Below are 14,875 nucleotides of genomic sequence, written 5' to 3' on the forward strand. Positions count from 1 at the left end.
TTTGACCTGGCCATCGGGGAGCTGCTCTGGATACTATCCGGTAGCAACGCACTAGACTTCATCGAGCACTACATCTCAAAGTACACGAAGTCATCGGATGATGGATTGACCATCCACGGCGCGTACGGTCCCAGGATGTTTGGCAAACGCCCAAACGACCAGTTGGCACGCGTCATTTCATCGCTGAAGAGCAAGCCCGACTCGCGTCAGGCAGTGGTGCAGTTGTTCGATCGCCATGACACGCTTGAGTATCACAACGACATCCCCTGCACCTGCACTATGCAGTTCGTCATCCGGGATCGACGGCTTCACATGCTGACATCCATGCGGTCGAACGACGCCTGGGTTGGCCTGCCGCACGACGTGTTTGCGTTCACCATGATCCAGGAGCTTGTAGCCCGGTCGCTGGATGTCGAGTTGGGAGAGTACAGGCACTCTGTCGGTAGCCTGCACCTGTACGAAGGGGACGAGAAAAAAGCCATTCGCTACCTTGAAGAGGGCTGGCAGCCCAGGCGCCCGATGCCTCCGATGCCCAAGGGCGACCCATGGGCTTCCGTGCAGACGCTCTTGGATTTCGAGAAGGCGGTGAGGAACGGCAACGCGAGTGCCGTAGACCCGCGGGAATCCATGGAGCCATACTGGGCGGACCTGGCCACCCTACTGGCGATCTACAAGTCCGGTAAGACAACTGGCAACCAAAACGAGATCAAGCGATTAAAGCGGCGTCTGTGCGACGACGTTTACGCCATGTACATCAACAAGCGCTACGGGGTCGTACCTTCGGTCAAAGACCAAGTGACGATATTCGATAGCAGCAACAACGCATCAAAGGCCGCAGTATGAATGCGCACGAAAAGGAACAGCGGGCGCAAGCCCTGGAAGCCCAGCTCCTTACATTCCATCAGCACAATATGCCACTGCGAGGAGTGGTGCCTCCCGAGAACATGCTTGCCTTCGTCTGGCAACTCATCGACAGCATTCAACGTGTGTCGTATGTACAGACCGTCCGTACCCGCCCTATCAGCGCGTCACGTGCCGACCCGCAGAGCCCGTTCTTCGACCCCATTAGGGCGGCCGTGGCCGTGTCTGCGGAACAGGCGGAGGAGGCCTTCTGGCTTGTCTTCTTGGCTACCCACTGCGGTCGCCACCTCAGGACCGGGTGGCAGCTTGCTGCTGAGCTCTATGGTGCCTCCGAAGCGGTGCCATGGACGTGGGCCCGGATCCTAAACGATCCACAGTCCTATGCCCACTGGATCGAGGATTATCACGGGACCTTCGTCGGCAAGTTCGGCAATCACCGTAAGTACGAGTCGCTCAAGCCGGGGCCCAAGGGGACGGGTGCTATCGTTCGCAGCTACGTCGCCTGGATCACCGGCTTTGGCTCACACGCTGCAATGATTGCTCAGGCTCACGCCCAAACCAAAGGGAATGCACGTCACGCCTTCGGTTTGCTCTATAAACAAATGCGAGCAGTGCTGCGCTTTGGCCGCACGGGCCGCTTCGACTACCTCACCATGCTTAGCAAGGTTGGACTCGCCAACATCGAAGCGGACTATACATACATGAACGAGGCAACCGGACCGAAGCGCGGTGCCAAGTTGCTGTTCGACGGCCAGATCGACTCCAACACAGGAGCCCGCGTGTTGGAGGAACGGGTGGCCGCACTTGAGCAGCATCTCGGCGTCGGTATGCAAGTCATGGAGGACGCCATGTGCAACTGGCAGAAAAGCCCAAATCGCTACAAGCCCTTCCGCGGCTAGGCCTACTCAGCCCAAGAATACCGCTTCTTGAGGAAATTTAGCTTGTCCTGACGCAGCAACCCACGGTGCTGAAGCTGACCGACCACGATGCCGGGCGAGATGGACAAGTTCTTTGCAAACCTCATGATGTTGCGGTACTCATGGGGCAACGTCCGCAAGGCCGCTTCTTCGGACGGCGGGATTAGCAACTGGCCAGCAAACTTGTTCGCTTCGCCCTCTTCGTGGCTATCGAGCTCACGCCGGTCGGACCATTCGAGAAACAACCGGTCTTCATGGAGAACCAAGTGACCGGCTTCGTGGAAGAAGGTGAACCAAAAGCTGTCGTCACGTAGGTAGCGAACGCTGAGCTGCAAGATCGCTTTGCCGTTCTTGACGCGCGTCGCGCCGCTAGCCGGACACCCCCTTGGCGCGCGCACGATGATAACCGCGACGCCGCAGGCGGCACACAGTTCCTGCAGCTGTGGGATGAACTCAGCAGGCTCGTGAAGTCGGGTCAGCGGCTTCAACGATGGCAGCAAGCGTTCAAAGCATTCACGCGACCAAGTGCCCACGGACAACTCGGCCGCCGCCAGCTCCCCTTGTCTTAGCCATGCGGCGACTGACGCCGACTGCGTCGTAAAAGCAGGGGACGTGCGATAAGCAGTAATGCCGGTTTGATCCGAAAGCCATGCATCGCGCCACTCGTCGACAGTGCTGACTTGGAAAAATTCCAGCGCGTGCTGGAGTTTTTCGTTAGTCGAAGTCGCTGCCTTCAGCCAGCCGTACCGCGCCATATCTGCGAAGGGGAGGTTTGAGACCCACTGTCTGTTGTCAGCCTGCAGCGTCTGAAGATCGCGCCGGTACTGCGCCTCCCGTGCGAGCCAGAAACGCTCGCTGGCTCCAACCACGCCGGTCAGGCACTTTGCGCGAGCAGCCGTTATGGGCAACTCCCCGTCGAAAAGCTGTGAGAGGCTTTCTAGAGAAACCCCTAACGCCTGCGCCAGGTCGTCGGATCGAAGGTTCTTCTTGGCGGCAAGATGTCGCACGGTCTCACCCGGAGGAGACGCCCATGCTGGAAAAAACTCATTGGAGCGCATCAAAGGTCACCTCCAATATGGACGATCTTTAGCCTAAAGACTTTAGCCCAGTCAACCGTTTCGCCCGTCATCGGTACTTGCTGATGGTTCACTTCGCAGTAGAGGTATCGCCCTTCACTGAGTTCAAACCGTATCAGTCCCACCTTCAACCCGCAATTCTCAAATTCCAGCCCCATCTCCATTAGCTCTGCGACCGATTCAACGGCTTCCAGATCGGCGAGATACCTACGTAAGGCATAAGCGGCATTATTCCCGAACTCACGCTTGGCCCTCGCGGGACTCTCACACGTGGAACGCAACGCTATTGACTGGAACGCGACTTCAAGCCCCATCAGTCGATTGTCCTCGAATATCGCAGCGCAGCGCGAGCAACATCACCAGGTCGTAGGTGCCGGCCCTATTTCCCGTTCGCAGCCGGCTCTTGGAGTCGCACGGGTCCGAAAGTTGGGGCTTCAGCACGCGGCCTTTACTCCGCCGCACTGGCCAGCGCTAACGTGCGCACAGCGGACGTCGGTAGACTTCCGCTCCCAGCCTAAAAAAGCACCCGCGTCACGCCCACCTGCCCTGCCGTCGGCGCCTCGCTCGCCTGTAGCACTCCGGCACCTGGCGCATTGAGCAATTCAGACGCCACGCGGATATCGGCTTTCAACCAAGCCCCAAACTGCACTGGCTCCAACACCACCACGCTGCGCTTCTCATCCCCCGGCCGGTGAAACCGCCCCATCACCGGGTGCCCATCCGCGTTGACGGTAAGCATCGAGAACGTCGTCACGATCTCACCGGTGCCTGGATCGGTCCACCGGTCCCAGATGCTGGCCACGCCCATGGGTTGGCCGTCCTCCCGCCGTATGCGCCACCTCACCGCCCTGCCCGTCTCCCAGCTGGGCTCGAAGAAGTCATCGAGCAGTGCGATGGCGAATTGCCGCTTGCGCCATGGCGTGCGGTAGCTGGGTTTCTCGGCCACCGTCTCGGTGCGAGCGTTGTAGGTCTTGCGGCCGATCTGCGTGGCGGCCTGGCCGTCCTGGGCCCAGTGCGGGATCAACCCAAACCTGGCTGCCTGGCAGGTGATGCGGGCTTGATCGTCCAACAAGGCGATCGGCGCTGCATAGCCTGGGTAGGTCTCCTGCGGGCAGTTCAGGCCCGAGACGTCCACGCCCAAGGTTTCACGGCTCCAGCGGTCGTTGCGGGTGGGGGTGAAGTTGGTGCACATGGGCTGGACGAATCTGTCTGCTCACTGCCCAAAAGATGAGCAGCTTCAATGGGCGGCTTGCAAATCAACGGTTTGTACCACTTTGCCTGGGCTTATCCACAGGGCTGCCCACGGTAAATGGGGATGTGTTTGCCCCACCCAAAAGAAACCCGGCCAAGGCGCTGTGTGCCGGGCCGGGTTGAAGACGTGCCAGGCACGCCCCCGTTCAGGGAGGTGAAACGGGGCTGGTTGAAGCCAGCCCCGTGAATCTAACAGCAATTGGCTCGGGGAGGTGTCTCCCGCTTGAAGACGTGTTGATCAGCCCGGATCGCAGCCTGGAGGTTTCTGCGTATCGGATTTTGATCCGCAGGCGGTGTAATATCAACTCAATTTCGTTGAGTTTCAATTCTTTCCTGCCTGACTGACTCTGCCCATGCCCGTCAAACCGATATCTGCTGAACTGCAGGCCCTGCGCCGCCATAACGCCTTGGCGCTGTTCGTGCGCTGGCGTCTCCAAGAGATCGCCGAGGGTCGCGGTGGTGGCGACAAGGCCTTTGCCGACGCCGTGGGCATCGACAACGCCCACTGGAGTCGCCTGAAGGCCGGCACCCCGTTGGGGCCGAAGTTGGCGCGGCGTCTGGAAGCCGCCTGCGGGGTGGAGGCCGGTTGGCTGGACCAGTCGCACGATGGGGTGAGGCAATCGCCCTCTGCCGATGCTGAGCCCTCGGATGGCGGCCCCCAGTGGACGGACATTGAGCCGCTGGAGAGTCCGTCGCGCCATGTGCTGTTGCAAGCCCTGGGGCCCAAGGCCGCTTTGGAGATGCCCTGGATGCAGCACAGCACCCCTGCTGGGTTCCCCTCCCCGGCGGCTGACTTTGAAGTGAATCGGGTGGACCTCGCTGAGATGCTGGCGTTGGACGAGCCCTTTTGCTTCATGACCCGTGTGCGGGGTCAGTCCATGGTCAACGAAGGCATCCATGACGGCGACCTGGTGGTGGTCAACCGGTCGCTGACACCGAAGCACGGTGACATCGTGGTGGCGGCGGTGGACAACGAGCTGACGCTCAAGACCCTGTACCAGAAGGATGGGCTCACCAAGCTGGTGGCTGCCAACCCCGCTTTCCCGGACATCGTGCTCAAGGAAGGACAGACCTTGACGGTCTGGGGTGTGATGACCGCCTGTGTGAAGCTCTTCGGTCGCAAGATTTGAGGGTATGAATCCATGGGGTTCGCTGTCTCATCGCCTTCGGTGTTTGCCTTGCTTGATGGCAACAACTTCTATTGTTCGTGCGAACGGGTGTTTGACCCTTCCCTGAACGGTCAGCCGATGGTGGTGCTGTCCAACAACGACGGCTGTTCGATTGCCCGTTCTGACGAGGCCAAAGCCCTGGGAATCAAGATGGGGGCGCCCTGGTTTCAGATCCGACACCTGGAGCAGACAGCGGGCCTGAAGGCGTATTCGGCCAACTTCGAGCTGTACGGGGACATGAGCCACCGCATGATGACGATGGCGGAAACCTTGGGCTGTGGGCAGGAGGTTTACAGCATTGACGAGTGTTTCCTGGACATGACGGGCATCCCGGATGCCACCGAGCGAGCCCGGCGCAAGCAAGCGGAGATCCTGCAAGGCATAGGCATTCCCACCTGCATCGGGATCGCCCACACCAAAACCCTGGCCAAGCTGGCGAACCACATCGCCAAATCGGCCGACCGCAAGCCGGGGAGCTACCCGCCTCAATTGGGCAAGGTGTGCAACCTGGCCGAGATGACGGACAGGCAGCGAGACTGGTTATTCAATCGCACCGCCGTCACCGAGGTGTGGGGAGTGGGTCCCCGCATTGGCAAGCAGCTCAACGCGGCAGGCATCCACACCGTGCTGAATTTGAAGCGACTGGACCCGGCCACGGTGAAACGCAACTGGTCGGTGGTGCTGGAACGAACGGTGCGCGAGCTCAATGGCGTCTCGTGCTTCTCCATGGACAACGTCCCAGAGCCCAAGCAACAGATCGCCTGCACGCGCTCTTTTGGACAGAAGGTGACGGCCCTGGCCGAACTCAAAGAAGCGGTGACGGAATTTGCCGGTCGGGCAGCGCAAAAGTTGCGGGGCCAGAACAGCCAAGCCAATGCCGTGCTGGTGTTCATCCACACCAGCCGCTTCAGGGTACAGGACAAACAGTACGCCAAGTCCATCACCGTGCCACTGCGGCTGCCCACGGCAGACACGCTGCGCATTGTGGGGGCGGCCCTGATGGGGCTGGAGCGCATCTTCAGGCCGGGCTACAACTACGCCAAGGCGGGGGTGATGTTGCTGGACTTGCAGGCGGCCACCGTGGCGCAGCAGGAGCTGGACCTGGGCGACGATGCGCGGGAGACGGAGGTGCGCAACGGACGCTTGATGGCGGCGCTGGATGCGCTCAACGACCGCTACGGCAGGGGCACGCTCAAGCTGGGTTCGGCATTGGTGGAGGGTCGGGACGCGAGGCAGCGCAGCCGCTGGGTGATGAAGCAGGAGCGGCGCACACCTCGGTATACGACGCGGTGGGATGAGGTCATGGCTGTCACGTGACCGCTGTGTCTTGGCATCGATTCCGTCACCCGTTGAGGCCCGCGCCTCTTACAAAGGGGGCTTACAAATGCCCATCATGGGTAGCCCAGATCACTCAACGGACCGTCAAACGGGTGTCAATGTTCCACGCACCAAATCGAGTTCTAACGCTGGGCGTGGCGCACATCTCTGCGGAAGTTCTGCAACGCACGATGATCGCTGGGTGAGCAGGGAACCGTGAGCGTCAGGTCCCCAATTGGGGAGGTCAGTCTGCCATGCCTGGCACCTCGCCGAAACAGCCAGCCCTCATGAACAAGCTGCTTCACAAACTGATTGAAATCTTTGTTCGTGCAGTATTTCATAGCACCAGGCGTGCGCCGAATGTGTACGAGCGGTCAGAGCCAGTCGCCTCGTTTGTCGATAAACCCCCATTTGCCGTTTTGCCTCACAGCCGCACGGCCTGCCTGGAATGACTTGGCCTCATCAAAGCGCGGCTGGATGACCCATTGCTGGCGCTCGTTCACAAAGCCCCATTTGCCGCCTGTGTGCTGCACAGCAGCCAATCCTTCGCTGTAGGAGCTGACGTTTCGGAATTTGGGACCGGGTGCGCTGCATGCGCTCAGCAGCAGACATGCGGACAGGGCTGCGCCGAAAAGGTACTTGGACATGGTGATTTCCAGAAAGTGGGCCATGAGGGACATCCCTTGCAAGTCCGTTGCAGGGGATGTCCGGGGTGCTTTACCGTTTTGCCGGCGGGTTGTTGCCGCGACGGTCACCCGATGGCTTGCCTGTCTTGCTGGGAGCGTTTTCAAGTGTGGTGTTACGCATGTTTCATCTTTCAGTTCACCTCCAAAACACACAGCATGAAACCCTAGGGAGGTGCCGGATCTGATGCTGAACGGACGATGTGTTTCGGTCCGATGGGAGATATTGAACCAACAAATCTCGACATGAGCATCACAGATGCATCGACAATGCATAGATGCATAATCCGATGCATACCAGCTTCTGTAGAAGATATTCTTCTTGCGAGGAATACCGCTCCATCACCCATCCATGCCATCACTCAACCCCATCAAAACAGCCCAGCATGCCAAGGGGTTTTCATCATTTGGGGCGACAGCCAGAGCACTGCTCCAAGCGCACCCTGACAACGACTGGGGGATGCAACCCCGATCACTGGAAACACAGCTTGGCAAGCTCGACAAAGGAGTAACCACCTGGTGGATCAACCATATCGAAGTTGCACAAGCGCTCGGGTCGTTGTTGGACTTGTCGCTGCCAGATCTGGGACTGCACGACAGTCCTTCTGCCACAAACTTTGCATTCAGCTTTCCAGGGTTTCCAGGCTTGAAGCCGCTGGATTTGAGACGTGAAGAACCGTGGGCAATTGGCAATGAGCAAGTAAACGAGAAGCCTGAAGGCCATCGTTATGGCAGACCTACCCTCGATGAGTGGCTCAGACCGGAACCAACGCAATGGCGCGCACCTTATGAGCACCATTGGTTGCACATCGCCGATGCGCTGGAGAGGCGGCTACTGACCCACCATTTGCTTGCCACCAGCCGGTACAGGGTGGTCGTCTCACCAACACTGGAAGATGCCAGCGACCAGTTGCGGGACCCTAAACCCTTGATCCTTGTGGTCGAAGGAGACGTTACTGAGGAGGACTACAAAGCGCTTGGTCTTCGGCATAGATCGGCCGGATTGCTCGTGATCGCTCCCGTTCCGGTCCGTCAGGTGACAACCGAGTTGGACGCTTACATAGAGTCGATGAGCTGGGAGCGGCTCAGCTTGCCAGACGAGCAGCGACGGTTGTTTGACCTGGCGACCCCAAACCCCCTGAAGCATTGGACCTGGACTCTCCGACATGACTGGCGACCTGCCTTGTTGAAGTGGGTTGAAAAACGACTGAACTGGCAACGAGCAGATACGCTGTTTGACGCACAAAGCATGGGCCATTGGCTGGAGCAATTTGACCCACTGGGCCAGTGGTTTGAGACTCCGTCAGACCTCTTGCAATTGTGTGCAGTGGCGCACTCACAGCCCATCACCAAGCTCCCCAAACCGAACGACGCGAAGGCAGGGAAAAAGCTCACCCAATTGCTGTTCACTGACAAGACTTCACGGCACAGCGCTCAGTTGCAACAATGGGCCGTTACACGCTGGAGCCGCCTGGAACTGGCTTGGCGTGGCTCCCTGTCGGCGGATGATTGGTTGACACTGGTGCCCCCCAGTCAGCTTCCGCCATCGGCTGAGGAAGTGCATGCAATTGCATCAGCGAGAACCGCGCCTGAGAGACAAAAGGCTGCCGACCGCGTTGTGGCTCTCTTGAAAGCAGGCAACGCAGGAGCTTTGCACGGCAACGAGCTACTGACAGAGGGGCCCGTGGGGCAGTTCGCTTTTGCGCACCCCACATGGGTCAGACTGGTCGTGCGCGACAAGCTGATGCGACAGATCGCGGAGGAGTCATCATCCTGGGGCCTGGCTTGTTTTGACGCAGACCGAAGAGCTCAGGTCGACGCGGCACTGGACGCCGTGCCCATGGAGACTTTGATGCAGGCGGTGCAAACGCTGACGCATGACATGGCTGACAACGCCACCTCGGCAGCGGCGCTGGGGGCTTCTGAGGCGTTGTTTGTCGCGATCGGGCGGCGCATTTCCAACCGAGAAGTGATCCACGACACGCTGAAGCCTGCACTGATGCACTTGGCCGAAGCAGTGATCGGCAGGCTTGATCTTGATTTGGCTGCTTTCAGTCTACCGGCGCCTTGGACAAGACCCCTGGAATCACCCTCTCAGCAGTTGGCCTGGATCGGTGCATGCTGGGCATGGAGCTTGCTGGTCACAGTGCCGGACAAACTGGTCGATAAGTCACCACCCAAATGGCTGTTTCCTGGCTGGAGCGAGTCGCTGCCACCCGCTCCCGATTGGCTGGATTCGCTTTGGCCCGAAAAAGGTGTCGAACAGCTATCGAGATCTTGGAAAGACTTCTTCAAGGTGGCCGACGAGCTGGTGAAGGACTGGGATCAACCGGTGGAAAACGCCCCACGCATTTTGAGACTTGCTTTGCTGGGACGCGCCGCTCATGGCGCCTGGCCCGCAGACACCACCTGGTGGGAAGATCTCATCACACTTGAGGATCGATGGACCGAAGAAGTCCTGCTGCAATCGTTCAGATCGGCCGGAAAAGGCTCTGCAGCCCAACTCTGGAGCTCGTACCTTGAATTTGAAATGGGAGCGCAGGAGCGCAAGAGCAACCTGTTTGCTTTTTATCAGCGCTCAAGCGTTCGCCTTTGGCTGCTTTCTCAGCTGTCTCCAGCCGAAGCCTTGGTCGATTTGACGCCTGCTGCTTTGGGACACCTGGCTTCATTTCCTCAGAGTTTGCCGCCTGAGTTTAGAGCCCCATTGCTGCTGGCTCGGTCCCAGTCCATCAGCTTTCAGTCGTTTGTTGACACCGGACCAGATATAGCCAGTTTCGGCAAAAGCGCCAGCCCCGTTCTGCCTGAACTTCTGACGCACGAATGGCTAGGGGTGGCCGCCGCAGAATTCCTGTGGACTTGGGATGCTGCCACAGCCGAACGGTTGTTCCGCGATGAAGCAACGGGTCTGCCAGCTCGCGAAAATCTCTTGCACACCTTTCCAGCCGACAAGCTAGCTGTCGCCATCGAGGTGCTCAACGAAAGTCCGGCGCTTTTTTCCTTGCTGGAGAGGTGTTCGTGGGCACGAAGTCGCCTGCCTTCAGCCGGGAAGAATGCCCCAGAGCTTATCAACTTGCTTCAGTCATGCCCTATCGATTCTGGTGGTCTTGAAACTGGGCACTGAAGTCACAGGAGATGGCGATCCAGCAACAGAAAACCGCCAGGGCATTCACGGTCATTTGCCTTGCAGGATTTATCCCAGTAAAAATCAAACCCGCTTAGAATTTGAACTTAGTTTAATTAAGAATCTCTCAGGGCTCTCTCGAAACCATCCAACAAGAGTAACAGGTAAATTTTCTGGCAAGATCCTAGAATGATGAAACGCTTCCTCATGGTTTCTAATCAAATAAGAACTGACCTCCTCCGCAACGGCGCGAAAGGTACCCCAAGTATGGTCACTCCTTTGCAAAAGATAAGCCTCAGTCAATTTCTTTATAGGTTCAATGTCCTTATCAGCCAAAGCCTTACCCCCAGATCTGGCCCTTTCTGAATAGAGCTTAGAGGGATCTGGAATGATGACCCCAGGTTCGATCCAATGCATCCCCTTACCCAACAGTATCGTCGCAGCAAGATGATCGCTTTTTTGCAGTGCCTCAATAGCTTCGAGAGCAAACTGCCTGGCCACCATAGGAGCCCAAAGGGCACCGTTGTACCCAAGACCGACAAGTGCGTAAACCCCCAACTGCGTGCCATCCAAGCAATCCTCAACACTTCCCCACTTTCGAAAAATCGGGTCATACTTGATTAAAAGCTCTTCCCATCGCTTCTCGAGCCGATGCTTACGCACATAACCATCTACAAAATCGACTATAGACTTGACACCTTGCCGAATCTGCTCTTCAGTCATTGGCTCTGTATCTTTTAAAGAATCGGGTGGTGGATACATCCACCTACCGTCCTTACCGCGACTCCCCTTTAAAGAGTAACTATAAGGTTTATCATCATCCGCAAAATGCAGACGAAGAAAAACCACAAACCGAACCGCAGACTTATTTTTCATGAACTTACCAAAGGCTTTCCACAAGTCTTCAGCTCTATCAAAAATAACTCTTTTGATTCTAGCGCTCATAAATTCACCCACAGCCACAAAACTCAGGAAATTGAATAAAGACCGAGACCAAACCCAACATGAACATAGATCTCATGCTCGTCAGCGAAATTTGCGAGAACCCGGACATCAACTGATGGGGCTGGATACATGCTCGATTTGAGTATACGACCAACAATCGCTTGGCTCCAATAAAGATTGCTCCGAATGACGTAGCGCCTCTCGCTTGAGAGACCAAAGCCACCATGAGCGGCCCCAGACTAGACGCTGATCACAAGCTCAAGGTCACTCATAGGTCTCCATCCAACACGATGACCGCGATATCGACAATCCCACAAGTCGTTGATTTACTTACAAAAGGACGATTTCGGGAGCACAGTGACACTGGCCAGCTCCGCTGGTTATGGTGTCGTGCTTGACCGGATAGACCGTGGTCTACCGACGCGACGTGTTGCACGTCGCTTGAGTGTCATCGTTCCAAACAGGTTGGCCCCTTTGTAAGGCAGCATCTGAATGCGCTGACGGCCCTTATAGAAGTAGCTGAGCACGTCCTCAACCAGTATTTTTCGTCGGTCATGATCCCAATGATCGATCGGTCCCAACACCCACTTTTTTTCCCAGATCTTGTCCCTGTCTCGGTTGACATTGTGGTAATAGCCGCGGCCTTGGGTAATTTCCTGGACCCATAAATGACCGACTTGCTCAGCCAAATATTCGTGCCTTTGGACCTTAGAGCCATCAAAGAACAAAACAAAGTGCATGTGGTATCCGACCCTTGGCGTGTACTCTATACGCCATGCGTAACCAACCAAGTATCTGAATATCTCAGGATGACTCCTCATCTTCTCAGTAAATTTTTGACGGTCTTTCTGGACCTCTTCAAACGGAACCAGACAAATTAAGTTTCCCGAGCCATTCTGCTGTCGATCAGAGCCCCTGAATCTGCTGTGCATGTGATTTTGCGCAGCAACCATCTTTCCAACTTCCTCCTCCGAAAGTACTTCCTTGTGGTACATGAAATCTACCCGAACAACGACCAGCCGGGCATGTCTCTCAAATAACTCAGTCTCCATTTTTTCGATCCGCGACTTGTTCTTTCGCCATTTACTTTCCCAGTCCAGCACCTTTGCCTTCAATCTCTCCTTCACTGCAACATCTCGCAGCACCTTTACGAAATCATCAAATAGTTCAATCTCCTTCTGACCAATTTTCCCAGATATCATCATCCCTGCATCACCCCAAGCCCTGATAGGGTGACGTTCATACTCCTGATAAAAATGCCTCAAAAGAGGCGAGTAACTGAATTCTGGATTAAAGGACAATGCATAGTCTGACAAACGACTGCAGTGTTTCCCAAATGCAGACACACGCCTCATCTCTTTACCACCCAGAGTGGTAAATACCTCATGGTAGAACTTCTCTCCTTTCAGCACTTCCTTCATGAAGCGCTCCAAGCTTGCCAGGCTTTCCAAACCTGATGAAAATAAGTACGTCTTTCCTGACTCCCCTTTAATGGCCAAGTAGTTTTCATTCATAAAGCACACTCCCACTGTGAGAAATCACCACCCTACGAGGCAGATATCATCACAAGTAGTCTAACCCTTACAGCTATATTGTCATTACATGACATCTTATTACTTACCATAATTTCACCTCTGAGATTTTCACTTGAGTACGAATACTTTCACCACTGAACATTGGAATTCCCGCTTCACAAATCCCATATCGATGGCATAGAATTGTTCACAGTAATATCCTTTTAACTTCTCCCTTTGTCCTCAGTACGGACGGGAATACAGTTGCATGTATTCGCCGCCAGAGTACGTGGCACGCTGGAGCAACGGACTGGCATTAACGGTTTCTGTATGGCGTTCAAGTCCGATTTGAATCAGGCCATGCTTAGCCAGCCATGGCAAAGCTCGACCGAATTGGGCCGTGGAGATCCCTGCATTTTTCGCCAGCACACGAAGGACCTTTGTTGTGATCTTGTTGTAGTGAAAGGCATGGCGATGGTCGTATATCAGATGAGCAATCGTCTGAGCATCTAGTTGGACCTGTGTGGGCTTTGGTGGTTGGAAGCTCAAAGCGTGGAAGGTGTCAATGCTGCTACGGCCCGAGCAATCCGCTATCTGCAGCATCTCTAAGTCCACCTCACCTTCTGGCTCGTACACGAAAGCATGGAGTGCTCCTGCCAGTGACAGCACGCGCTCCGGATGGCGCTGTACGTATTGCGGGATGATGCTGTACTGCGAACTGGGGTGCTGCATGCGTCGGACGTCTTCTGTCAGGTACTGCAGGAACTCTTGCCCTGCGAGGGTAAGTGACAGTTTGGGTCGAGGGCAGTCCGGATCCAAGTGGCGACGGGTCGCAGCAAGCAATGCGCTTGTCCGTTCGCCATACTGCCGGCGTACCTCAGGCGACAGTCCTAGCATCCGGATAGCTGCGCTATGGGGAGGACGGTCACCACAGGCTATGTACATGCGATTGGGCATCCCTACACTGCTCTGCGAAGCCCTGAGCAAATCCAATTGCTCAGATGCGACTTGCGGCTGAGCCAGAATCAACACGGCCAGTCGTGGTTCTTTTATCGTCACGCGCCCCGAGGAGACCCGCGCGCTACGCACGGTGCTACCGTCCATCATTTTGACCAGTGTGGCTGATTCACGGATCAGTCGCTTCAAAACGCCCGCCTCCTCTGCGGCCACACAGCTCACTGGACATTGCGACATGTCTTGAGTAATTGCCTCGCGGGTCGGGTCGTCCGTCAGAAAGCCTTCGGCGAAGTGGGGGGCATCAGCGTGTTGTCGAAGGGCTTCCTCGATGGGGTCCATACCTTGACGAAACACTATCGACTTGCCGTAGCCTGAGGGAGCGATCACCAAAGACGAACTGCCTATGCGGGCAGCTTGTCCGTTGGGCCAAGTGATATCTGCTACTCCTTGAGTGAGCATCGAAACGAAGCCGATCAGCTCGCCACGCACGATGACAGGGTCAATGCCTCCTGCAACCAGGTCTTGTTCAAATTTTCCCAACAGTCCTGGGAAGAGAGGTTGTGTGTGGGGAATCATGTATGACATGTTGATTTCCTGATCATTTAGACGCTGCGGTCTTGGAACCTGTACGGGGGCGTGTTGCAAAGTACGCTTCCAGCTCGTGCTCGATGAAGCGCACCGCGTTTTTTCCGATACGGATGGGTGCCGGAAAGTCCGGGTCATAGGCTGGGTCGGCGGGGTTCAGTCGGGCGTAGATCCCCGCTTTGCTCACCTGGAAGCGATCCTCCACAGCAGGTACCTTCAGCAGGTAGATTTTTTGGCTGGCGTCCATTTCTGTATCCTTTCAGTGGTGCGTCACATGACGTAAGTCGAATTTTTCCGTAGGACGACTTTTCGAGAAAGTGACGTGCTAGATGTAAAAAATCGGGGGGTCTTCGGAAATTGAGCTGGACTTGGATGAACTCCTGGCGGCCCGTCAGAGCCAAAACATCTTGCAGGCGTAGCCGATTCCAAAAAATTTCAGCCACATATCACCCCCTTGGAAACCGGGAAGGTCTGCACTT

12 protein-coding genes are annotated in these 14,875 nt (G+C 56.3%); 5 read left to right on the forward strand and 7 right to left on the reverse strand.

The features are described 5' to 3' along the window. A partial coding sequence (locus CON77_RS04395; protein ID WP_101047929.1) for a thymidylate synthase occupies positions 1 to 843 on the forward strand: 843 nt, incomplete at its 5' end. Next, positions 840 to 1,760, forward strand: a complete 921-nt coding sequence (locus CON77_RS04400; protein WP_101047930.1) for an alpha-glutamyl/putrescinyl thymine pyrophosphorylase clade 3 protein — start codon at positions 840 to 842, stop codon at positions 1,758 to 1,760. The genes CON77_RS04395 and CON77_RS04400, both read left to right, overlap by 4 nt. 2 nt (positions 1,761 to 1,762) lie before the next feature. Here the strand turns inward: CON77_RS04400 and CON77_RS04405 are convergent, their stop codons facing one another. Both CON77_RS04405 and CON77_RS04415 read right to left on the reverse strand, forming a co-directional pair. Next, on the reverse strand, positions 1,763 to 2,836 hold the full coding sequence (locus tag CON77_RS04405; RefSeq protein ID WP_101047931.1) for an ImmA/IrrE family metallo-endopeptidase: 1,074 nt from the start codon (positions 2,834 to 2,836) through the stop codon (positions 1,763 to 1,765). Positions 2,837 to 3,368: 532 nt separating this feature from the next. After that, positions 3,369 to 4,046, reverse strand: a complete 678-nt coding sequence (locus CON77_RS04415; protein ID WP_101047933.1) for an SOS response-associated peptidase — start codon at positions 4,044 to 4,046, stop codon at positions 3,369 to 3,371. 412 nt (positions 4,047 to 4,458) lie between these two features. On the opposite strand from CON77_RS04415, the gene umuD reads away from it, so the two are divergent. Both umuD and CON77_RS04425 read left to right on the forward strand, forming a co-directional pair. Continuing rightward, positions 4,459 to 5,235 carry a translesion error-prone DNA polymerase V autoproteolytic subunit gene (gene umuD, locus CON77_RS15475; protein WP_232788402.1) on the forward strand — a complete coding sequence of 259 codons (777 nt, stop codon included), beginning with the start codon at positions 4,459 to 4,461 and terminating at the stop codon, positions 5,233 to 5,235. 39 nt (positions 5,236 to 5,274) lie between these two features. Beyond that, entirely contained in the window at positions 5,275 to 6,591 is a 1,317-nt protein-coding gene (locus CON77_RS04425) for a Y-family DNA polymerase (RefSeq protein ID WP_101047934.1), read from the forward strand. Positions 6,592 to 6,965: 374 nt separating this feature from the next. Here the strand turns inward: CON77_RS04425 and CON77_RS04430 are convergent, their stop codons facing one another. Further along, positions 6,966 to 7,262: a WG repeat-containing protein gene (locus CON77_RS04430; RefSeq protein WP_157826836.1), complete on the reverse strand. Its 297-nt coding sequence runs from the start codon at positions 7,260 to 7,262 to the stop codon at positions 6,966 to 6,968. Positions 7,263 to 7,626: 364 nt separating this feature from the next. On the opposite strand from CON77_RS04430, the gene CON77_RS04435 reads away from it, so the two are divergent. After that, a complete protein-coding gene (locus CON77_RS04435; protein ID WP_157826837.1) occupies positions 7,627 to 10,395 on the forward strand; it encodes a hypothetical protein in 2,769 nt (922 codons plus the stop codon). An 84-nt stretch (positions 10,396 to 10,479) separates the two neighbouring features. Here the strand turns inward: CON77_RS04435 and CON77_RS15085 are convergent, their stop codons facing one another. The 4 genes from CON77_RS15085 to CON77_RS04450 all read right to left on the reverse strand — a co-directional run bounded on the left by CON77_RS15085 (position 10,480) and on the right by CON77_RS04450 (position 14,643). Beyond that, the gene (locus tag CON77_RS15085; protein ID WP_157826838.1) at positions 10,480 to 11,340 is read right to left on the reverse strand and encodes a hypothetical protein; all 861 of its coding nucleotides are present in this window, start codon (positions 11,338 to 11,340) and stop codon (positions 10,480 to 10,482) included. Positions 11,341 to 11,720: 380 nt separating this feature from the next. Further along, positions 11,721 to 12,854, reverse strand: a complete 1,134-nt coding sequence (locus CON77_RS04440) for a YagK/YfjJ domain-containing protein (protein ID WP_101047937.1) — start codon at positions 12,852 to 12,854, stop codon at positions 11,721 to 11,723. A gap of 243 nt (positions 12,855 to 13,097) precedes the next feature. Further along, on the reverse strand, positions 13,098 to 14,396 hold the full coding sequence (locus tag CON77_RS04445) for a DUF3987 domain-containing protein (RefSeq protein WP_157826839.1): 1,299 nt from the start codon (positions 14,394 to 14,396) through the stop codon (positions 13,098 to 13,100). 13 nt (positions 14,397 to 14,409) lie between these two features. Further along, positions 14,410 to 14,643, reverse strand: coding sequence for a helix-turn-helix transcriptional regulator (locus CON77_RS04450; RefSeq protein WP_101047939.1), 234 nt, complete (start codon positions 14,641 to 14,643; stop codon positions 14,410 to 14,412). Between the last annotated feature and the right edge of the window lie 232 nt (positions 14,644 to 14,875).

The organism is Macromonas nakdongensis, assembly GCF_002837145.1.
In the GTDB taxonomy this organism is placed as follows: Bacteria; Pseudomonadota; Gammaproteobacteria; order Burkholderiales; family Burkholderiaceae_C; genus Macromonas_B; species Macromonas_B nakdongensis.